The sequence below is a fragment of the Paraburkholderia sediminicola genome, from assembly GCF_902859805.1.
Classification (GTDB): Bacteria; Pseudomonadota; Gammaproteobacteria; order Burkholderiales; family Burkholderiaceae; genus Paraburkholderia; species Paraburkholderia sediminicola.
Genome location: NZ_CADIKC010000012.1, coordinates 53,115 through 73,204, shown reverse-complemented (window position 1 = coordinate 73,204; position 20,090 = coordinate 53,115). Strand labels below are relative to the sequence as shown.

The window sequence follows — 20,090 nt, the reverse complement described above, 5'->3', positions numbered from 1 at the left end:
GGTTGCGTTTTTTCTTCATCAAGACCATAGGGACGAACCATGTTCCGCTTTGTTTTGCGCCGCATCGGCATGGTGATACCGACCTTCATCGGCATCACGATCCTCGCGTTTGCGCTGATTCACCTGATACCGGGCGACCCCATCGAAGTGATGATGGGCGAGCGCGGCGTCGATCCCGCCATGCATGCCGCCGCGATGCACCGCCTCGGGCTCGACGAGTCCTTGCCGATGCAATACGTTCATTACATCGGCCGCGCCATGCACGGCGACCTCGGCACCTCGATCATCACCAATACCAGCGTGATGGGCGAATTCCTCGCACGTTTTCCCGCTACCGTCGAACTGTCGATCTGCGCGATGTTTTTCGCGTTGATCGTCGGCTTGCCCTCGGGCGTGTTCGCGGCGCTCAGGCGCGGCACGGTGGTCGATCACGGCGTGATGGGCACGGCGCTCACCGGCTATTCGATGCCGATCTTCTGGTGGGGTTTGATCCTCATCATGTTTTTTTCAGTCGACCTCGGCTGGACGCCGGTGTCAGGCCGCATCGCGGTCGAATACGACATTCCGCACGTGACCGGCTTCATGCTGATCGACGCGTTGATGTCCACCGACGAAGGCGCGTTCAAATCCGCGGTCAGTCATCTGATTTTGCCGGCCATTGTGCTCGGCACGATTCCGCTGGCGGTCGTCGCGCGGATGACGCGTTCGTCGATGCTCGAAGTCCTGCGCGAAGACTACATTCGCACTGCGCGTGCGAAGGGTTTGTCGCCAGGCCGCGTGATTGTTGTGCATGCATTGCGTAATGCGCTGATTCCGGTCGTGACCGTGATCGGCTTGCAGGTCGGCACGCTGCTCGCAGGCGCTGTGCTGACGGAGACGCTGTTTTCGTGGCCGGGTATCGGCAAGTGGCTGATCGACGCGATCGGCCGGCGCGACTATCCGGTGGTGCAGGGCGGTATTCTGATGATCGCCACGCTGGTGATCGTTGTGAACCTCGTCGTCGATTTGCTGTACGGCGTGTTGAACCCGCGCATTCGCCATACGAGGTAAGAATATGAACCCCCACGCAAACTTGCGTTCGCTGCCCCCCGAGGGGGCGCATGCCTCCCTTGAGGCGGCTCGGCGGGAGGCATGAAAATGGCAGACATTCAAAATACAGTCCCCACCGCGGTCACTCCACCTAGTGGCCGCGCTATAGCCGCCCGCGAATTCTGGGCGAATTTCTCGCGTAACCGTGGTGCGGTCGCCGCCGGCATCATCGTGCTGGTGTTGATCTTCATCGCGATCTTCGCGCCCTTGATCGCGCCGCATAGCCCGATCGAGCAGTATCGCGACTCCGTGAAGATCCCGCCCGCCTGGCTCGATGGCGGCAACTGGAAGTTCATTCTCGGCACCGACGAAGCAGGCCGCGACATCCTCTCGCGTCTGATGTATGGCGCGCGGCTGTCGTTCTGGATCGGCTTCGTCTCGGTCGTGCTCGCGCTGATTCCGGGCATTGTGCTCGGCTTGATCGCGGCGTTCTTCGAGAAATGGGCCGATACGCCGATCATGCGCATCATGGACGTGCTGCTCGCATTGCCGTCGCTGCTGCTGGCCGTTGCGGTGGTCGCGATCATTGGCCCGGGTCTCGTCAACACGATGCTGGCGATTGCGATCGTCGCGCTGCCGGGCTATGTGCGTTTGACGCGTGCGTCGGCACAGGGCGAATTGCAGAAGGAATATGTGACGGCTTCGCGCGTCGCGGGCGCCGGCACCTTGCGTCTGATGTTCTCGCAAGTGCTGCCGAACTGCACCGCACCGTTGATCGTGCAGGCTACGCTGGGCTTTTCGTCGGCGATTCTCGATGCCGCGGCGCTCGGCTTCCTCGGCCTCGGCGTGCAACCGCCGTCGGCGGAGTGGGGCGCGATGCTGGCTTCGGCGCGCGACTATATCGACAGCGCCTGGTGGATCGTCACGATGCCGGGTCTTTCCATCCTGATCTCGGTGCTCGCGATCAATCTGCTCGGCGACGGGCTGCGCGACGCACTCGATCCCAAACTGAAACGGATGGCATGACATGGATAATTTATTGACCATCCGCAATCTGGCGGTGAATTTCAACGGACTGCCCGCCGTCGATCGGATCAACCTCGATGTTGCGCCCGGCGAAGTGGTCGGCGTAGTCGGCGAATCGGGCTCGGGCAAGAGCGTGACGATGATGGCGCTGATGGGCCTGATCGACGCGCCCGGCAAAGTCACCGCCGACGAAATCACCTTCAACGGCAAGAATCTGCTGAAGGCGTCGGCCAAAGAGCGCCGCAAGATCATCGGCAAAGACATCGCGATGGTGTTCCAGGACGCGCTCACCAGTCTGAATCCGAGCTACACGGTCGGCTATCAGATCAAGGAAGTGCTGAAGCTGCACGAAGGCCTGCACGGCAGCGCGTTGGATAAACGCGCGCTGGAGTTGCTCGACCAGGTCGGCATTCCTGACCCGAAAGGCCGCATCGGTTCATTTCCGCATCAGATGTCGGGCGGCATGAACCAGCGCGTGATGATCGCAATGGCGATTGCCTGCAACCCGAAGCTGCTGATCGCCGACGAACCGACCACCGCGCTCGACGTGACGATCCAGGCGCAGATCATGGAGCTGCTGATCAAGCTGCAGAAGGAACGCGGCATGGCGCTCGTGCTGATCTCGCACGATCTGGCGGTGGTGTCCGAGGTCGCACAGCGCGTCGCGGTCATGTACGCTGGAGAAGTGATCGAAACGAACCGCGTGCCGGATATTTTCGCGGCGCCGCATCATCCGTACACGGAAGCGTTGCTGGCGGCGATTCCCGAGCACAATGTCGGCGCGGTGCGGCTCGCCGCGCTGCCAGGCATGGTGCCGGGGCGTGACGATCGTCCGAAAGGGTGTCTGTTCGCACCGCGCTGCAAATATGTGGTCGACGACTGCATGAAGGCGCGACCTGCATTGACACCGATACAAGGTCACGCCGAAGTGGCGCGCGTGCGCTGCATCAAACCCCTGAACCTGAGCGGCGACGCCAACGTTCACACCCATGGAGGCGCACGATGAACGCAGTACTTGAACCGCGGCGCCAGTCGGACCATGCGGGCGATCACGTCCTGGTTGCCGACAAGCTGGCGCGTTACTACTCGGTGAAGCGCAGCATGTTCAGCCAGGGCACGGTCAAGGCTTTGAACGGCGTGTCGTTTGCGCTCGAACGCGGCAAGACCCTGGCGGTGGTGGGTGAATCCGGTTGCGGAAAATCCACGCTCGCACGTCAACTGACCATGATCGAAAAGCCCAGCGCGGGCCGTCTGTTGATCGACGGTGAAGACGTGGCGGGCGCCGATCACGCGAAGATCGCGGCGTTGCGGCGGCGCGTGCAGATGGTGTTCCAGAATCCGTTTGCCTCGCTGAACCCGCGCAAGACAGTCGAGCAGACGCTTAGCGAACCGCTCGCGATCAATACGCAACTGAGCACGACCGAACGCGCCGAACGGATCGCGCAGATGATGCGCACGGTCGGCCTGCGTCCGGAGCATGCCAAGCGCTATCCGCATATGTTCTCGGGCGGCCAGCGGCAGCGCGTGGCTATTGCGCGTGCGATGATCCTCGATCCGCAGATCGTGGTCGCCGATGAACCGGTGTCCGCGCTCGACGTCTCGATCCAGGCGCAGATTCTCAATCTGTTCATGGATCTGCAGGAGCAGTTCAAGACCAGCTACGTGTTCATCTCGCACAATCTTTCGGTGGTGGAGCATATCGCCGACGATGTGATGGTGATGTACTTCGGCGGCGTGGCGGAGCTTGGCGACAAGAAGCGGATTTTCTCGAATCCGCGTCATCCGTACACGCGTGCGCTGATGTCGGCCACGCCTTCGATCTTCGAAGCGGATCGCACGATCAAGATCAAGCTGCAAGGTGAAATGCCGTCGCCGCTGAATCCGCCGTCGGGCTGCACGTTCCATCAGCGCTGCCCGTACGCGATCGACCGATGCCGCAGCGAAGAACCGAAGTTGCGTGAAGTGGATGGCCGTCAGGTGTCGTGTCACCGCGCCGAGGAGGTGGGGGACATGGATGCCTGATGCAGTGGCGGCGCGTCGTCTTGCGCGCCGCTCGCGTGATGGTGGCCGCCACGCTGCTTTCGCGCGGCGCTGGGGAGCGTTTGCACTGACCGGTGCCGCGCTCCTCGGCGTATGTTCTGCTTTTCACTTGAGCGCAGGGCCGATCGGCCTCGCGCATGCTGCTGGGGCGGCCGCCAATACGCCCGCCCAGGCGGGGCGGCCGGCGGTGCCGGTGCCCAGTCTGCCGGCGCCGCCGCGTGCCACCTTGCCGGGCTTCAATCCGCCGCCCGCTATGCCTGGCACCACGGCGAGCGGTCCGGTGCGCGCGCAACCGGCGCGCATGCCGTTCTACGTCGCGACACGCGGTACCACGACTATTTACGTGCTCGGCACGTTGCATGTCGGCGACCCGGCCGACTATCCAGCCGGACAACCGTTCCGCGCGCCGATCCTCGGCGCTCTCGCGGCCTCGCCGACGCTGGCGCTCGAACTTTCACCCGACGAACTGCTGGTTTCACAAGACGATGTGTCGAAGTACGGCGTATGCCGTCGCGACTGTCTGCCGGGTCTGCTGCCGGAGCCTTTGTGGCGCAAGCTCGCCTTGCGCCTGCGCGGCAATCCCGCGGCGCAGGATGAAATCAAGAAGATGCGGCCGTGGCTCGCGTCCCTGGTGGTTGAAACCTACGATTCGTTGAGTGCCGGTTTGCAGACCGAGTACGGCACGGAAGCGCAATTGCAGAACGTGTATATCAGGACGCGCGGCAAGATCGTCGGCCTCGAGACCTTGCCACAGCAAATGCGTGCGTTCACCGGACTCACGCTTGCGCAGCAACGCGAAATGCTCGCGCAGGACCTGGTGCAGACACCCGCGGAAAACGTCGACGATGTGAAGACGTTGCATCGGCTGTGGCGCGTGGGCGATGCCGATGCGATTGCGGCGTGGCAGGCCGCCAAGTCCGAAAAGCTGGCGCGCGACAAGCGGATCTCCGATTCGATCGACAACCGGATCGTGTACGAGCGCAATCGGCGCTTCGTATCGCGGATGCTGCTAATCGCCGGGCCGAACAAGCCGGTGTTCGTGGCGATCGGCGCATTGCATCTGGGTGGCCGCAAGGGCGTGCTACAGCTTTTGCGCCAGCACGGGTTCGTGGTGGATGCGGGGTGAGAGTCGTCACGGCCTTACGCTGCGAAATCTGCGGCGTGGTTGATCACAGTCTTAACCGGGGTAGGCCGTTCGGCCAGATCAGGAACCGGTAATTTCACAGCCAGTCCGACGCTGACGTGTGTCGCAAACTGCTCGCGGCTCACGCGGACATAGCCACGTGTGCGTGTTATGATGTATGTACAGACGTCAATACAGGTGCTGTGTGCGGTTTGAATGGGACGAACTCAAGAATCAAATCAACATTCGTAAGCATGGCATCGATTTCAGGGACGCTGTCGACGTATTCGATCATCCCGTGCTGACGGCGATAGACCAGCGGGAAGACTATGGTGAGGAGCGCTGGGTAGCGCTTGGCTGGATGGCCGCCATCGTAGGCGTGGTGGTGTACGTCGAACGCAATGCCGATGTGATCCGAATCATTTCGGCTCGCAAAGCGACGAAGCACGAGGTCAACCGTTACAAGTACAGCGTCTGGAATTGACTGGCACCGTAGGTGGCGTGCGAATGGCTGAAAAGGAGCAGAGGCGAAATCATGGGTAAAGCATCAGGAACCGACTGGAAGCGACTTGCAAAAGCAGGCGACGCGCAAATCGACACGAGCGACGTCCCCGAATTGGGTGACGATTTTTTTGACCGTGCCGAGCTGCACGTTCCGCCGAAACAGGCTGTGACCATGCGCCTGGACGCAGACGTACTGAGCTGGTTCAAAGAACAGGGAGCCGGGTATCAAACGCGCATCAACAAGTTGTTGCGCGCTTACATGCTGGCGCAGCAGCGCCGCCGTTCTTAAGGCGCGGCGTTGCGGCATTCTGTCTGCGTACGTAGGTGCGTACTAAGTTGCGTATGAAGGGACTGAGAAAGCGCTGCGCAGAAACGCCTGGAATCCGCGCAGCGTAGGTTTTATAGACTGCCACCGCGTAGTTCTTCCGATACGCGTTCGACCACCGGCGCCCAATCGCCCAACGTGGTCTGCCGGAACAACTTCATCGCCGGATACCACGGCGAATCGCTGCGCTCTTCGAGCCAGCGCCAGTCCGAGTTGGCCGGCAGCAGCACCCACACCGGCTTGCCCAGTGCGGCCGCCAGATGCGCCACGCCGGTGTCCACGGCGATCACAAGGTCGAGAGCCATGATGAGCGCGGCGGTGTCGTCGAAGCTGTTCAGATCTGCGGTGAAATCGTGGGCGCGGAAAGCTTCAGGCGCATCAGCCAACTGAGCGTGCGCAGCGCCCTTTTGCAGCGCGTACCACGCGACGTCATTCAGCTCACTTAGCGGACTCAGGGCTACCAATGCCATCGAGCGATAACGATCGTTGCCGAACGTCGGGCTGCCGGACCACACCAGGCCCACTTTGCGTTTCGCTTTGCCGGCTGAGTCTGCCCGCTTGCGCCATATTTTGATCTTTGCCTGGTCGGCGAACATATACGGCACATCCACGGGAATGGTCGACAGTTCGGTGCCGACACACGACGGCACGCTCATCATCGGCACCCAGAAATCGTACTGACCTTCAGGCTTCCCGCTGAACGCGCGATGCACGCCTGGGATGCGTTCGACCAGCGGCTGAAGCGGCTCGCGCACACAGAGGTCGACCGTGGCGCCGAGTTGCTCGAGCACGCGTGCATAGCGCAAAAACTGGAAATGGTCGCCGAAACCCTGTTCGCCAACCAGCAACAGACGGCGCCCGTCGAGCGGCTCGCCATGCCACTCGGCAACGCCCGGCACGGCGATCGCCTCGTACTCGCTTTTGCGCCAGCGCTTCGCAAATTCCGCCCAGCCCTGCTTGTAATCGCCGCGCTTGAGCAGCAGCCACGCAAGGCCCTGATGTGCATCCGCGTAGTTGGGATCGAGCGCCAGTGCATGGCGGTAGAAGCCTTCTTCTTCATCCAGGCGGCCCTGCGCGCCGAGCGAGCCGCCGAGGCAAACCAGGTTTGTCGGGTTCGGCTTGAGTGCGACCGCGCGCCGATACTGCGATTCTGCGCCGGCGTAGTTACCGAGCTTGCCGATCAGGCTGCCCAGGTTGATGTGGGCCTCGGCATAGTCGCCGCGCAGTGCCAGTGCCCGTTCGAAACTGGCGATGGCTGCGGCGTGATCGCCTTGTGCGTTGTGCGCATTGCCAGCATAGAAATGCGCTTCCGCCGAGTGGGGATTGAGCGACAGCGCGTTCTGATAGCAGGCCAGCGCCTCCTCGTAGCGGCCGAGCTTGTTCAGCGCCGTGCCGAGGTTCAGATGTGCGTCGATCAGCGAGGGATTTACCGCCAACGCCAGCCGATACTGCTCGATCGCTACCTCGAACGAGCCTTGCGCTTGTAGCGCGACACCGAAGTTGTTGCGCGCGTCTGCGAAATCCGGTTGCAACTGCAGCGCCTGGTCATAGCAGATCATCGCTTCTTTGCGATGACCGAGCGCAGCGGCGACGAGGCCACGGTTGCTCCAGCAGGCGGCGTCGGTGCGATCGAGTTTGAGCGCGTCGCTCATCAACTCGGCGGCGAAAGCATGGTTGCCGCGCTGATGCTGCAGCACGCCGAAGTAATGCAACGTTTTGGAATGCGTTGGGTCGAGTGCGAGGGCTTCGCGGTAAAAAGGCTCGGCGGCATCTAGGCGCCCGGCCTGGTGTGCTTCGAGCGCGGCCTCGATCAGAGAAGCAAGATAAGCGGAGGACGGCGCGTTGGTGGACGCGCTGTCGGGGTGGGATTGGTGTTCCATGAGGGACCTGCTGGAAAGCGCTGACGGCGTGCATTGCGCGCGTCGCCAGCGCATGTGGATGGAAGAGCATCCACCAGCTTATGTTCAGGCCCCTTGCCAGACGATCGGACGCCTCCGAATTCGGCGGCGTCCATTTGCCGCGGACTCACGCGCATGCATCCGTCAGAGCGAAAGTCCTACGCGATGTTGGCGTTTGCCACGCGGCTCGGCCAACGGCCCTACAGGAACATCAGGAAATTCAACAGGAAGATGTTCACAACCAGTAAGCTCAGCGCAGTGGGCACCTGCACCTTGATCACCGCATTCTTATCCGGCAGTTCGAGCAGCGCGGCCGGCACCATGTTGAAGTTCGCGGCCATCGGCGTCATCAGCGTGCCGCAGTAGCCCGAGAACATGCCGATCGCGACCATCACCGCCGGGTTGCCGTGAAACACGCCGACCAGGATCGGCACGCCGACTCCGCCTGTCATCACCGGGAACGCGGCGAAGCCGTTACCCATCACCATGGTGAAGAGCGCCATGCCGATGCAGTACACGGCCACCGCGATAAAGCGGTAGTCGAGGCTGATGTAGGCCGTGGTCACGTGAGCGACCGCCTTGCCGACGCCGGCGTCCGAGAACACGAGGCCGAGCATACCGAGCATCTGCGGCAGTACCGCGGCCCATGACAACGCATCGACCAGGCGGCGTGCTTCTTTCATCGACTGCCCGACGGTATCGCGTGTCAGTACGCAGGCAATCGCAAGTGCGATCACGCAGCCGATGCCGAAGCCGATCAACGTCACGTTCGCTTTCTCGATCAGCGGCATGCCGCCGAAGATCAGATGGCTGGCCGACAGCGTAATGATCACGGTGACAACCGGAATCGTCAGCGCGGGCACGAACAGCTTGTTGCCCAGACGCGCGGCGCTAGCCTTGCGCGCTTCAAGCGACAGCAGTTTCGGCTTGGCCGCGGTCACACCGCCGAAGCCCGCGGCCAGCGCCATCACGATGACCAGCACGCCGACCACGGAGGGCGGCAGCTTGTCGCCGATCAGGAAGATCAGTGCGTAAAGAATCCAGAAACCGCCGGCCGTGAAACGGCGCGGGTGCTCCTTATCCGTGACGATCATGCCGCCGATGACGAGCAGCACGACGCCGAGCAGCCAGAACAGATAGGTAATCGTGAACGTCATGCTTTGTCTCCTGCGGCGGGTTGCGTCGGCGAAACGGAGGCGGTGTTCGTTGCGGCATTGCCGCGCAGTTCGCGTTCGAGCCTGCGGTCGAGCAGATAGAGGCGGAAGCCATGAATGATGAACGCGCAGATCGCGGTCGGGATGCCCCAGACGGCCACGTGAATCGGCTCGACGACGATGCCGGCTTCTTTCAGGAAGGTCGTCATCAGCACAATTGCGCCGAACGCGACGAAGATGTCTTCACCGAAAAACAGGCCGACGTTGTCGGTCGCGGCGGAGAAGGCACGCAGCTTGAAGCGAACTGCGTCGCTGATCTTGCCGAAGCGCGTTTCAGTCGCGCCTTCGGCCATCGGTGCGATCAACGGACGCACCATTTGCGGATGGCCGCCGAGACCGGTCAGGCCGACAGCGGCGGTCAGTTCGCGCACCAGCAGATAGACGATCAGCAAACGCCCTGCGGTCGCGGCCTTGATGCCGCCGATCCACGCTTGCGCACGCTCACGCAAGCCATGTCGTTCCAGCAGGCCGATTACGGCCAGCGGCAGCAGGATGATCAGCGGGATATTGCGGGTCTTGATGAAGCCGGTGCCGATTTCAGCGAGGATCTTTTCAGGCGGGAAATGCGCGGCCAGACCGGTGATGATCGCGGCCACCGCCACGATCAGCATCGGATTGAACCGTAATAAAAAGCCGACGATGATGACGGCCACGCCAATGAGCGGCCATAGACTGACTGTTGTCTGCATCTGGATCTCCAAACAGGGTTTCAACCTCGCCGCTTGTGGCGGCTAACGTGGGCCGGCGCCTGGTGATCCACGCGCCGTCTTGCTGCCACGGCTCTTGATGGCCGCGTTGCTTCGACTACACCTGCACCTGCATCTGCTGCTTGTTTGCTGCCTGCTTGCTGCTCGTTTGCCGCTTATCTGCTGCTCATTTGCTAATCATCTGCGGGTACTGCGATGCGTCGTCGTGTACCTGGCAAACGCCCCGCACGGAGCGGGGCGTTCAGGGTTGAGCAACGGTTGGATCGCGCTGTCTGGCTCGCGCTGATCGACGCGCGGATCAGACGCGCGCGGCGCCGGCCGCGTGAACATCAATGCCCGCGTCTTCTAGCGCGCTGCGGATACGCCGCGCGAACGCCAGTGCGTGCGGACCGTCGCCGTGCAGACAGATGGTTTGGGCGTTGAGCGGCACCCAATGTCCGTCGACTGCCTGCACGCGGCGCTCGCGCACCATGGCGAGCGTGCGCTCCAGCACCATGTCTTCGTCGTCGAGCAGCGCGCCCGGCTCCTTGCGCGGCACGAGCGAGCCGTCGGCGCGATAACCGCGGTCGGCGAATACTTCTTCGATGGCAGTCAGGCCGGCTGCCCGGGCAGCCGTCACGAGCCCGCTGTTGGCGAGCGCGAACACCGCTACCGACGGGTCGAAATCGTGAACCGCCGAGACAATCGCGTCGGCAATCTTCGCGTCGCGCGCTGCCTGGTTGTACAGCGCACCGTGCGGCTTGACGTGCGCGATGCGGCCGCCCTCGGCCTGCGCAATCGCCGACAGGGCGCCGAGCTGATACAGCACGCCTGCGTAGATATCGTTGGCCGGCAGATCCATTTCCTTGCGGCCAAAATTCTCAGGATCGTTAAAGCTCGGATGTGCGCCGATCGACACGCCTTTTTGCACCGCCCAGCGCACGCAGTCGCGCATGGCGTTGGCGCCGCCCGCGTGCCAGCCGCACGCGATGTTGGCCGAGCTGACGAGGTCGAGCAGCGCCTCGTCGGAACCGCAGCCTTCGCCGAGATCGGCGTTCAAATCGATTTCCATGGTGTTCCCCTACTTAGTGTTACAGCGCTGCGACCGCCGGCTGGCGCGCGCAACGTTCTTCGTGCATGGCAATCGCGGCGTCGATCTGCCGCAAATACGTGCGTTCTTCCAGCAAAGCCTGGCGTGCCTCAAAGGGCGTCGTCGGGATGAAACGGATGGCGGCGTTCAGGCGAACCTGCGCGAGCTTCCATAGATCGGCCTGGATCACGGCGCCGATCTTCGGATAGCCGCCGGTGGTCTGCGCATCGCTCATCAGCACGATCGGCTGGCCGTTCGGCGGGACCTGAATCGTGCCGGGCAACACCGCGTGCGAGAGCAGATCGCTCTTCCGGGTGCGCTTCAGTTCCGTACCGGCGAGGCGGTAGCCCATGCGATTGCTGTTCGGTGTGACCAGCCATTCGTCGGACCAGAAGGATTCGTGCGCTTCTTCAGTGAAGCTATCGTATTCCGGGCCTTGCAGCACGCGGATCGGCACAGCCCACGGCACACCGGACGGATGCCGGCCGCGCCGCAGCGGTTCGTGAACCAGCACGAACTTGCACCAGGCGGGGGCCTTTACGCCGAACTCCGGCGCTTCGGGGGTAAAACCGAGGTGGCCGCGTTGCGGCGGCGCGCCGACCGGCAGACGGTCGCCGTCGCGCAAGGCCCGGCCGCCGAGTCCGCCGAAATGGCCGGCGAGATCGGTGCTGCGCGAACCGAGCATCGGCAAAACGTCGATGCCGCCCGCGATGCAGACATAGCCGCGCATGCCGCGTTTGGCCGCTTGCAGAACCAGCTCCTGGCCGGCCTGCACCGGCAGGCTCCACCATGAATAGACCGGCTTGCCGTCGAGCGTCGCGCCGAATTCGGTGCCAGTGATGGCCACGCGTGTGGCGCGCAGAAAGCGCAGTACGGTTGGTCCGAAGGTAATTTCCAGGCCGGCCGCATCGGGCCGGTTGCCCACCAGCCGGTTGCCGACTTCGAGCGATAGACGGTCGAGCGCGCCACCCATCGCGACACCGAGGTGCCGGTAGCCATGGCGGCCGAGATCCTGAATCGTGGTCAACAGACCCGCGCGAATCACATCGATCATGCGTGTATCCCCGCGACGGTAAAGCGCACCCTGTCGCCAGGTTGCAATAGCGTGGGTGGACGGCGAGACGGATCGAACAGCGGCAGTTCGGTGCGGCCGATCAACTGCCAGCCGCCGGGGGAGGTCGCCGGATAAATGCCGGTCTGCTCACCGCCGATGCCGACCGAACCGGCCGGCACTTCCAGCCGTGGCGACGAACGGCGCGGCGTGTGCAGTGCTGTGTCGAGGCCACCCATATAAGCGAAGCCCGGCTGAAAGCCGAGAAAAAACACCACGTACTCGCCATCCGCGTGACGTTGCACGACCTCGCGCACGCTCAGGCCGGTGTGATTGGCGACCGTTTGCAGGTCGGGGCCGAACTCGCCGCCGTATTGCACCGGGATTTCGACTTCACGGCCGGCTGCCGGCACCTCGCTCGCCGCGTTCCAGGCGGCTTGCAGAAGGCCCACCAGCGCTTCGCGATCGGCTTCGAGCGAATCGAACACAAGCGTCAGATTGTTCATGCCCGGCACAACCTCCAGCACGTGCGGCCAGTCGCGCGCGGCCTCGGCGGCAGCCCACACGCGCCGCTGGCAGTCCAGCGTGGCAGGCGGCGGCGCCTCGCAGACAAGCGCGGCATCGCCGAGCGGGAAGATTCTTGGTTGGCTCATCGCTTAATGGCCCAGGTTGAGTCGGAAATGTCGAGCATATCGGACCCTATACCTATTTATCGGTATCGGGTCCGCGATGTCTGGAGCGTACATTATCAATAAAATATCAACAATTTATCTATAAGCGTTTTCGCCAGGCTCCCCGGAATGAGTGGCTCGTCGTACACTCCCGACACCTTCCCATCCTGTTTCTCGAGAATCTTCACCATGTCGCGCCACCCCACCAAGATCGTTTCCTCGGAACATCTCGTGTCCGACACCAGTGCGGAGCTGTCCGAACTGGAGTACGCACTCATCATGGCGGGCAACGCATTCAACCGATGGATGGTGCGCTGCATGTCGGCGGCCGGCGAAAAGGACATGACCGCGATCGAAGTCTCGTTGCTGCACCACGTCAGCCATCGCGAGCGGCGCAAGAAGCTGGCGGATATCTGCTTCGTGCTGAACATCGAAGACACGCACGTCGCCACTTACGCGTTGAAGAAGCTCGTAGCTAGAGGGTATGTAAAAAGCGAAAAGACCGGCAAGGAAGTGTTCTTCTCGGCGACGGATGCGGGCCGCGAGCTCTGTCTGAAATACCGCGAAGTGCGCGAGAGCTGCCTGATTTCGACGCTGAAGGAAAGCGGCCTGACCAACGAGCAGATTGGCGAGGCGGCGCAATTGATGCGCAATGCGTCCGGGCTGTACGACACGGCCGCGCGGGCGGCGGCGTCTTTATAACCAGGTTCGGTCCCGGCAGTGGCTGGCGCAAGCGCCTCGCACGGCGCTCTTCAAACGCTCAATCCGCCGGCTGTGGATAGAGTCCGGCTTCTGTCACGATCAGATCGAGCGGGATGTCGTGAGCCTCGCGCTGCAATGCGTTCGTGCGGCACGCTTCATAGGCAATGCCGACCGTGACCGGCTTCTTCGACCCCGGCCATGCGGCCAGCGTGCGATCGTAGTAGCCACCGCCGTAACCGAGCCGGAAGCCGTCGGCGTCGAAACCTACGCACGGCACAAACAGCAGATCGGGAACCACCACGCGCCCCGAAGTGGGCTCGGCGATCTTGTGATGGCCGATCTTCATCGCCGTATCCGGTGCCCATGCGTGAAATTCGAGCGGCACGCCGCGTTCCTTGACGATCGGCAAACCCGCCTCGCGGTGCGAGTCGGCCGCGAGCCAGATCGCAATCGCGGCGCGCGCGTCGAATTCGCCCGCCAGCGGCCAGTAGAACCCCACACTGCTCACGCCGTAGTGCTTCAACGCATCGAGAACGCGACGGTTGAGCGCGGCGTTGTGCGCCGGCTCGGAAGCCGCTTGTAGCCTTGCTTCCAATAGCATTCGACGCAGCGCCTTTTTCGATTCTGCGACAGGGTTGCATGCTATGCTTGGGTTCAATTCGCGCTCCAGAAACAACGATGTCAAAACGCCTCTATCGAGTATATCGCGCGGCCGGTCTGGCGCTTGCCGCTGCGGCACTCGTCGCGTGCAGCACGGCCTCCGCCGTCAAGCCCATTCCCCTTTCACAACTCACGAACGACGACCAGACCTTCGTCCAGCTTCGCGAAGCCGCCCGCAATAATGACGCGGCGCGCGCAGCGCAACTGGCGAGCATGATCCCGAACTATCCAGCGCCTTCGTATCTGGAGTACTTCCAGCTCAAGCCGCAATTGTTCGATTCCAGCGGCCATGCGCGTATTGACGCGCCGGATGCGCCGGTGCTGTCGTTCCTGCAGAAGTACGACGGCCAAGCCATCGCCGACCGCATGCGCAACGACTACCTTACGGTGCTCGGCGCGCGTCACGACTGGCGCAACTTCGATCAGCAATACGCGCGTTTCGTGCTGAACGACGATACGCAGGTGAAGTGCTACGCGCTCGAGTCGCGTGCCGCGCGCGGTGAAGACGTCGCCGCTGAGGCGCGCGCGCTGCTGGTCGATCCGAAATGGTACGGCGACGGCTGCGTCGATCTGGTCACCGCGCTCGCGGTCAATCAGCAATTCAGTTCCGACGACGTGTGGCAACAGATTCGCCTCGCTTACGAACAGAACTACACGAGCACGGGCAGCAAGCTCGTCGATGCGCTCAGCAACCAGCCGCCCGATCCGGTGCTGTTCGGCCAGGCCACGAGTACGCCGCCGTTGTTGCTGGCGCGCGGCGTCGGTCCGGACACGCAATCGCACCAACTTGCGTTGCTCGCGATCACACGCATGGCGCGCAACGACCCGGCCATGGCCGCGGCCACGTTCGCTTCGGTGGCGCCGTCTTTGAGCTCGCCTGAGCGCGCAATCGGTTGGGGCACGATTGCGTATCAGGCCGCCGCCAAGCAGATGCCGAGCGCGGTGGATTGGTACCGCCTGTCGGTGAATGCGCCGCTGTCGAACCCGGCGTACGAATGGCGCACCCGCACCGCGCTGCTCGCCGGCGACTGGACGATGGTGCGCTGGTCGATCGAGCAGATGCCGGCGGCGCTGCGCAATCAGCCGTCGTGGGTTTACTGGCATGCCCGTGCGCTCAAGCAGGCCGGCGACACAACCACGGCCAACCAGGAATTCGAGTCGATCTCGCAGGGCTTCAACTTCTACGGCCAACTGGCTTCGGAAGAGCTCGGCCAGAAGATCACCGTGCCGCCGAAAACCACCGTGACCGACGCCGAAATCCAGCAGGCCGGCAACACGCCGGGCTTGGATCTGGCGCAGCGTTTCTACGCGTTGAATCTGCGGCTCGAGGGCAATCGCGAATGGAACTGGCCGCTTCGCAATATGAGCGATCGGCAACTGATCGCCGTGGCCGAATACGCGCGCCGCATCGAGTTGTATGACCGCACCGTGAACACGGCGGACCGCACGAAGAGCGAGCACGATTTCTCGCTGCGTTATCTGTCGCCGTTCAAGGATATCGTCGAGCGCGATGCGCAGTCGAATGGGCTCGACGTCGAATGGGCCTACGGGCTGATTCGCCAGGAATCGCGCTTCATCATGAACGCGCGCTCGGAAGTCGGCGCGAGCGGGTTGATGCAACTGATGCCGGGCACCGCGCAACTGGTGGCGAAGAAAATCGGTCTCGGCCCGATTTCGCGCGAGCAGATGAACGATATCAACACCAACATCCTGCTCGGCACGAACTACCTGTCCATGATCTACAATCAGTTCGACGGGTCTGCTGTGCTGGCCACCGCCGGGTATAACGCCGGTCCCGGCCGTCCGCGCAACTGGCGGCAATCGTTGCAGCATCCGGTTGAAGGCGCGATCTTCGCCGAAGCGATTCCGTTCCAGGAAACGCGCGACTACGTCAAGAATGTGTTGTCCAACACGGTCTACTACGCGGCATTGTTCGAAGGCCGTCCGCAATCGCTGAAGGCGCGTCTGGGTTATATCGCACCGTAAGCGCCGTGCCGCCGCCGCGTCATGTCTTCTGATGCGGCGGTGCGCCACGCCAGCTGTTGCCGCGGCTTCCACCAGGGAGTCGAAAATGCGACATCAAGCCGTTGCGGTCATCGGCGGTTCCGGTTTTATCGGTAGCCATCTCGTCAATGCTCTCGTTGAAATGGGCAAAGACGTGCGCATCGCCACCCGGCGGCGCTATAACGCCCGCCATCTCACCCTGCTCCCCATCGACGTGATCGAAGCCGACGTGTTCGATCCGGTGCAGCTCGCGCGTTTCGTCGAAGGCGCCGATTGCGTGATCAACCTCGTTGCCACGCTGCATGGCAAACGTGGCACGCCCTATGGTCCGGAGTTCGCCCGCGCGCACGTCGAATTGCCGACCAAAATCGTTGCGGCTTGCGAAGGCAAGGGCGTGCATCGGCTGATTCATATCAGCTCGCTCGGCGCCGACTCGAACGGCCCGAGCATGTATTCGCGCTCGAAGGGTGACGGCGAAAAAGCCGTGCATGCGGCGAACCTGGCGTGGACGGTTTTCCGCCCCTCCGTGGTGTTCGGTCCTGAAGACCAGCTGCTCAACAAGTTCGCGTTCCTGCAGCGGATGTTTCCGGTGATTCCGCTTGCGATGCCGGACGCGAAATTCCAGCCGGTGTACGTGGGCGACGTGGCAAAAGCGATCTGCAACGTGCTCGATCTCGACGCGGCGAGCGGCCATACCTACGAGCTGGGCGGGCCGACTGTCTATACACTCGAGGACCTCGTCAAGTATTGCGGCGACGTGATCGGCCGGCATGCGCGAATCATTCGCCTGCCGGAGGCGTTGGCGCGCTTGCAGGCGCTGACGTTTGAAATGGCGCCCGGCGAACCGGTGATTTCGCGCGACAATCTCGATTCGATGAAAGTCGACAACGTGTTGAGCGGACCGCTTGCGCCGGAACTCGGCATCGAACCCGCCAGCATCGAAACAATCGCGCCCGTGTATCTGACCGGCGCGTCGTCGCGTTCCCGCTTCGACACGTTTCGCGCGAGCGCGGGGCGTTGAACCTTTCGGCGTTAAACCTTTTGATCCCTTCCTTTCATATCCGGCATGAAACTGCTTATCGGTGACAAGAACTACTCGTCATGGTCGATGCGTCCGTGGTTGCTGCTCAAACAATTCGGCATCCCATTTGAAGAGGTGCTGATTCATTTGAATGAATCAGGTACGAAGTCCGCGATTCTGACTTACGCGCCGACGGGGCCGGGCAAGCTGCCGTGCCTGATCGGCGAAGACGGATCGGCGACCTGGGATTCGCTGGCGATCGCCGAGACGCTGGCTGAGCGTTTCCCGCAGCATGCGCTGTGGCCGCGCGACCCGGCGGCGCGCAGCCACGCGCGCAGCATCAGCGCCGAGATGCATTCGGGCTTCGGCGAATTGCGCTCGAACATGTGGATGAACATTCGCGCGTCGTTTCCGGGTAAGAACGCCACACCGGGTGCACTGGCCGACATTGCGCGTGTCGACGCGATATGGAGCCGGTGTCTCGATACGTACGGCGGTCCATTCCTGTTCGGCGAGTTCAGCATTGCCGACGCGATGTACGCGCCCGTCGTGATGCGCTTCAACACGTGGCAACCGGCGCTCTCTGAAGCTGCCGCGGCTTATGTTCGTCGCGTGACGGCGTTGCCGGCGGTGAAGGCATGGATCGACGACGCGCTGCGTGAAACGCACGCCATTCCGTACCAAGACGTATGCCCATGAATATCTATGCAGTCGGCGGTGCGATCCGCGACGAGTTGCTGGGCGTACCCGTGCAGGACCGGGACTACGTCGTGGTTGGCGCGACGCCCGAGCAGATGGTGGCGCAAGGCTATCGTCCGGTGGGCAAGGATTTCCCGGTGTTTCTGCATCCGCAGACGCACGAGGAATACGCGCTTGCACGCACCGAGCGCAAGACGGCCGCGGGCTATCACGGCTTCCAGTTCTTCTACGCGCCGAACGTCACCCTCGAAGAGGATCTCGCTCGCCGCGACCTGACAATCAACGCGATGGCGCGCGAAGTGCGCCCGGACGGCGAACTGACCGGTCCGGTGATCGACCCGTTCAACGGCCGGGGCGATTTGCAGGCGCGGCTGTTTCGTCACGTGAGCGATGCGTTTCTGGAAGACCCTGTGCGGATTTTGCGGATTGCGCGGTTTGCGGCGCGCTTCGTCGATTTCACGGTGGCGCCGGAGACGATGGCGCTGATGCGCAAGATGGTGGCCGACGGTGAGGTCGATGCGCTGGTCGCCGAACGCGTGTGGCAGGAAGTGTCGCGCGGATTGATGGAGAAGAAGCCGTCCCGCATGTTCGAGGTGCTGCGGGAATGCGGCGCGCTGGCGCGGATTCTGCCGGAAATCGATGCGTTGTTCGGCGTGCCGCAGCGGGCTGACTATCATCCCGAGGTGGATACGGGCGTACACGTGATGATGGTGGTCGACCATGCCGCGCAGCAGGGTTACGCGTTGCCGGTTCGGTTCGCGGCGCTCACGCATGATCTGGGCAAAGCGACGACGCCGGACGACGTATTGCCGCGGCATATCGGGCATGAGGGGCGCAGCGTGGATTTGCTGAAGCCTTTATGCGAGCGGCTGCGGGTGCCGAATGAATGCCGCGATCTGGCGCTGCTGGTCGCGCGGGAGCATGGGAATATTCATCGCGTGATGGAGATGGGGGCAGCCGCGTTGGTGAGGCTGCTCGAGCGCAGCGATGCGATTCGCAAACCTGCACGGTTTGCCGAAGCCTTGCAGGCTTGCGAGGCGGATGCGCGTGGGCGGCTGGGGTTTGAGACGCGGGATTATCCGCAGGCTGAGCGGCTGCGGATTGCGCTTGTTGCTGCGCGGGGCGTGGATGCTGGTGCTGTGGCTAAGCGGCTCGTTGACTCGCCGGCGGGGATTAAGGATGCAGTGCATCGGGAGCGCGTTCGCGCTGTTGAATTGGTTCTTGCTTGAGGTTTTTTTTGCCTGTTCGGCGGTTGTTTGGCCGTGTTCCTGGGGCGTTGGCCTTTCCTTGTTTTGTTAGTGGTCTATTAGCGTTGCCCCTGTGCGGGGCGGCACCTACTTTTCTTTGCCTGCTGCAAAGAAAAGTAGGCAAAAGAAAGCAGCTCACACCACTCCTGCTAAGTGGGCACCGTGGTCTGCTGCGGGTAGTGGTGCGACTGGAATCTGGGTTCGTGCATCTGCATGCGCTTGTGACAAGGGCGTCATTCTTCCGGCGGCGCTGCGCGCGCCGAAGAGTACTTCTTAAAACCTCCCTCTACGTTTCAATTCCTACGCTTCGCCGACGGGGCGTGGCTCGTCATTGCATCACGATCACCATCTCGATTCCGATTGCAACGCCAACGCCAACGCCAACGGCAACGGCAACGGCAACGGCAACGGCAACCGCAACCGCAACCGCAACCGCAATGGTGACGGCAGATGCGAACGCGACCGTGGCTGTGATTGGGGCGGGGTGAAGCGAGGAGGGGCGGTGATTCAGCACACCGACATATCGTTTGAGGCGGGTTTCCCGGGGGAGTGCAGAGGCGCGTCGCCGAGGCGAAGCCGACGGCCCCACAAACCAAAACCGAAGCCCGTGGTTTCCCATGCAGACCCGTCCGCGACGCACGTAGTGCGGAGTGGGAGCTGACGAGTCCTTTGTCACTAGCGCGGAATGCGCGAGAACACGGACTCCAGATGCACCACTACCCGCAGCAGACCGCGGAGCCCACTTAGCATTAGCGGTTTGAGCCGCTTTCTTTGCTTATCTTTCTTTGCGGCGGCAAAGAAAGTAAGTGCCGCCCCGCACAGGGGCAACGCTAATAGACCACTAACAAATCAAGGAAAGGCACAAAAGCCAGAACAAGGAAACGCACAAAAACTACAAAACCCTCGCGATCAGCGACAAAACAATCGACAACACCAACGTAGACATAAACGGAAACGGATACTCCCGCCCAAAGAGGCGCAAAGTAACATCCCCAGGCATCCGCCCAATCCCAACTTTCCTAAGCCACGGCCAGCAGGCCGACAACACCGCCACCGCAACAAACGTAGTCAACAGCCAGCGGATCATCGCAAATCCCTAA

Annotated in this window: 20 protein-coding genes; 12 read left to right on the top strand and 8 right to left on the bottom strand. The window is 62.4% G+C overall.

Translation table 11 applies throughout. From position 1 onward, the window contains the following. Positions 1-39 precede the first annotated feature (39 nt). The 7 genes from R8871_RS31585 (at position 40) to R8871_RS31555 (ending at position 6,011) form a co-directional block, all read left to right on the top strand. Positions 40-1,050: an ABC transporter permease subunit gene (locus R8871_RS31585; RefSeq protein ID WP_175053972.1), complete on the top strand. Its 1,011-nt coding sequence runs from the start codon at positions 40-42 to the stop codon at positions 1,048-1,050. Between the two features lie 87 nt (positions 1,051-1,137). Next, positions 1,138-2,055: an ABC transporter permease subunit gene (locus R8871_RS31580; RefSeq protein ID WP_175053971.1), complete on the top strand. Its 918-nt coding sequence runs from the start codon at positions 1,138-1,140 to the stop codon at positions 2,053-2,055. A 1-nt stretch (position 2,056) separates the two neighbouring features. Continuing rightward, positions 2,057-3,061 (top strand): ABC transporter ATP-binding protein, encoded by a 1,005-nt coding sequence (locus tag R8871_RS31575; RefSeq protein WP_175053970.1) that lies wholly within the window; start codon positions 2,057-2,059, stop codon positions 3,059-3,061. Then, complete coding sequence (locus R8871_RS31570; protein WP_093640961.1) at positions 3,058-4,077, top strand: peptide ABC transporter ATP-binding protein; 1,020 nt, start codon at positions 3,058-3,060, stop codon at positions 4,075-4,077. The genes R8871_RS31575 and R8871_RS31570 overlap by 4 nt, the downstream gene beginning before the upstream one ends. Next, a complete protein-coding gene (locus tag R8871_RS31565; RefSeq protein ID WP_175053969.1) occupies positions 4,070-5,221 on the top strand; it encodes a TraB/GumN family protein in 1,152 nt (383 codons plus the stop codon). Before R8871_RS31570 ends, R8871_RS31565 begins: the two co-directional genes overlap by 8 nt. Before the next feature lie 202 nt (positions 5,222-5,423). Then, positions 5,424-5,702, top strand: coding sequence for a BrnT family toxin (locus R8871_RS31560; protein ID WP_175053968.1), 279 nt, complete (start codon positions 5,424-5,426; stop codon positions 5,700-5,702). Between the two features lie 51 nt (positions 5,703-5,753). Next, entirely contained in the window at positions 5,754-6,011 is a 258-nt protein-coding gene (locus R8871_RS31555; protein ID WP_093640970.1) for a BrnA antitoxin family protein, read from the top strand. 110 nt (positions 6,012-6,121) lie between these two features. Here R8871_RS31555 and R8871_RS31550 read toward each other — a convergent pair whose 3' ends face one another. The 6 genes from R8871_RS31550 to pxpB all read right to left on the bottom strand — a co-directional run bounded on the left by R8871_RS31550 (position 6,122) and on the right by pxpB (position 12,639). After that, a complete protein-coding gene (locus R8871_RS31550) occupies positions 6,122-7,927 on the bottom strand; it encodes a tetratricopeptide repeat protein (protein WP_175053967.1) in 1,806 nt (601 codons plus the stop codon). A gap of 218 nt (positions 7,928-8,145) precedes the next feature. Further along, complete coding sequence (locus R8871_RS31545; RefSeq protein ID WP_175053966.1) at positions 8,146-9,102, bottom strand: DUF979 domain-containing protein; 957 nt, start codon at positions 9,100-9,102, stop codon at positions 8,146-8,148. Next, positions 9,099-9,848: a DUF969 domain-containing protein gene (locus R8871_RS31540; protein ID WP_175053965.1), complete on the bottom strand. Its 750-nt coding sequence runs from the start codon at positions 9,846-9,848 to the stop codon at positions 9,099-9,101. Before R8871_RS31540 ends, R8871_RS31545 begins: the two co-directional genes overlap by 4 nt. 316 nt (positions 9,849-10,164) lie before the next feature. Continuing rightward, a complete protein-coding gene (pxpA, locus tag R8871_RS31535; RefSeq protein ID WP_175053964.1) occupies positions 10,165-10,917 on the bottom strand; it encodes a 5-oxoprolinase subunit PxpA in 753 nt (250 codons plus the stop codon). 19 nt (positions 10,918-10,936) lie between these two features. Further along, positions 10,937-11,989 carry a 5-oxoprolinase subunit C family protein gene (locus tag R8871_RS31530; RefSeq protein ID WP_175053963.1) on the bottom strand — a complete coding sequence of 351 codons (1,053 nt, stop codon included), beginning with the start codon at positions 11,987-11,989 and terminating at the stop codon, positions 10,937-10,939. Beyond that, complete coding sequence (gene pxpB / locus R8871_RS31525) at positions 11,986-12,639, bottom strand: 5-oxoprolinase subunit PxpB (RefSeq protein ID WP_175053962.1); 654 nt, start codon at positions 12,637-12,639, stop codon at positions 11,986-11,988. The genes R8871_RS31530 and pxpB overlap by 4 nt, the downstream gene beginning before the upstream one ends. Before the next feature lie 207 nt (positions 12,640-12,846). Between pxpB and R8871_RS31520 the strand changes: the two genes are divergently transcribed. Beyond that, positions 12,847-13,359: a winged helix DNA-binding protein gene (locus tag R8871_RS31520; protein ID WP_054040851.1), complete on the top strand. Its 513-nt coding sequence runs from the start codon at positions 12,847-12,849 to the stop codon at positions 13,357-13,359. Positions 13,360-13,417: 58 nt separating this feature from the next. Here the strand turns inward: R8871_RS31520 and R8871_RS31515 are convergent, their stop codons facing one another. Continuing rightward, positions 13,418-13,960, bottom strand: coding sequence for a 5-formyltetrahydrofolate cyclo-ligase (locus R8871_RS31515; protein ID WP_246287899.1), 543 nt, complete (start codon positions 13,958-13,960; stop codon positions 13,418-13,420). A 77-nt stretch (positions 13,961-14,037) separates the two neighbouring features. Here R8871_RS31515 and R8871_RS31510 point away from each other — a divergent pair, with 77 nt between their 5' ends. The 4 genes from R8871_RS31510 to R8871_RS31495 all read left to right on the top strand — a co-directional run bounded on the left by R8871_RS31510 (position 14,038) and on the right by R8871_RS31495 (position 18,972). Continuing rightward, complete coding sequence (locus R8871_RS31510) at positions 14,038-16,005, top strand: lytic transglycosylase domain-containing protein (protein WP_175053961.1); 1,968 nt, start codon at positions 14,038-14,040, stop codon at positions 16,003-16,005. Positions 16,006-16,090: 85 nt separating this feature from the next. Next, entirely contained in the window at positions 16,091-17,044 is a 954-nt protein-coding gene (locus tag R8871_RS31505) for a complex I NDUFA9 subunit family protein (RefSeq protein ID WP_175053960.1), read from the top strand. 45 nt (positions 17,045-17,089) lie between these two features. Next, entirely contained in the window at positions 17,090-17,743 is a 654-nt protein-coding gene (locus tag R8871_RS31500) for a glutathione S-transferase family protein (RefSeq protein ID WP_175053959.1), read from the top strand. Further along, the gene (locus R8871_RS31495; RefSeq protein ID WP_175053958.1) at positions 17,740-18,972 is read left to right on the top strand and encodes a multifunctional CCA addition/repair protein; all 1,233 of its coding nucleotides are present in this window, start codon (positions 17,740-17,742) and stop codon (positions 18,970-18,972) included. The genes R8871_RS31500 and R8871_RS31495 overlap by 4 nt, the downstream gene beginning before the upstream one ends. Positions 18,973-19,882: 910 nt before the next feature. Here the strand turns inward: R8871_RS31495 and R8871_RS31490 are convergent. Next, positions 19,883-20,077 (bottom strand): DUF2905 domain-containing protein, encoded by a 195-nt coding sequence (locus tag R8871_RS31490; RefSeq protein WP_175053957.1) that lies wholly within the window; start codon positions 20,075-20,077, stop codon positions 19,883-19,885. Between the last annotated feature and the right edge of the window lie 13 nt (positions 20,078-20,090).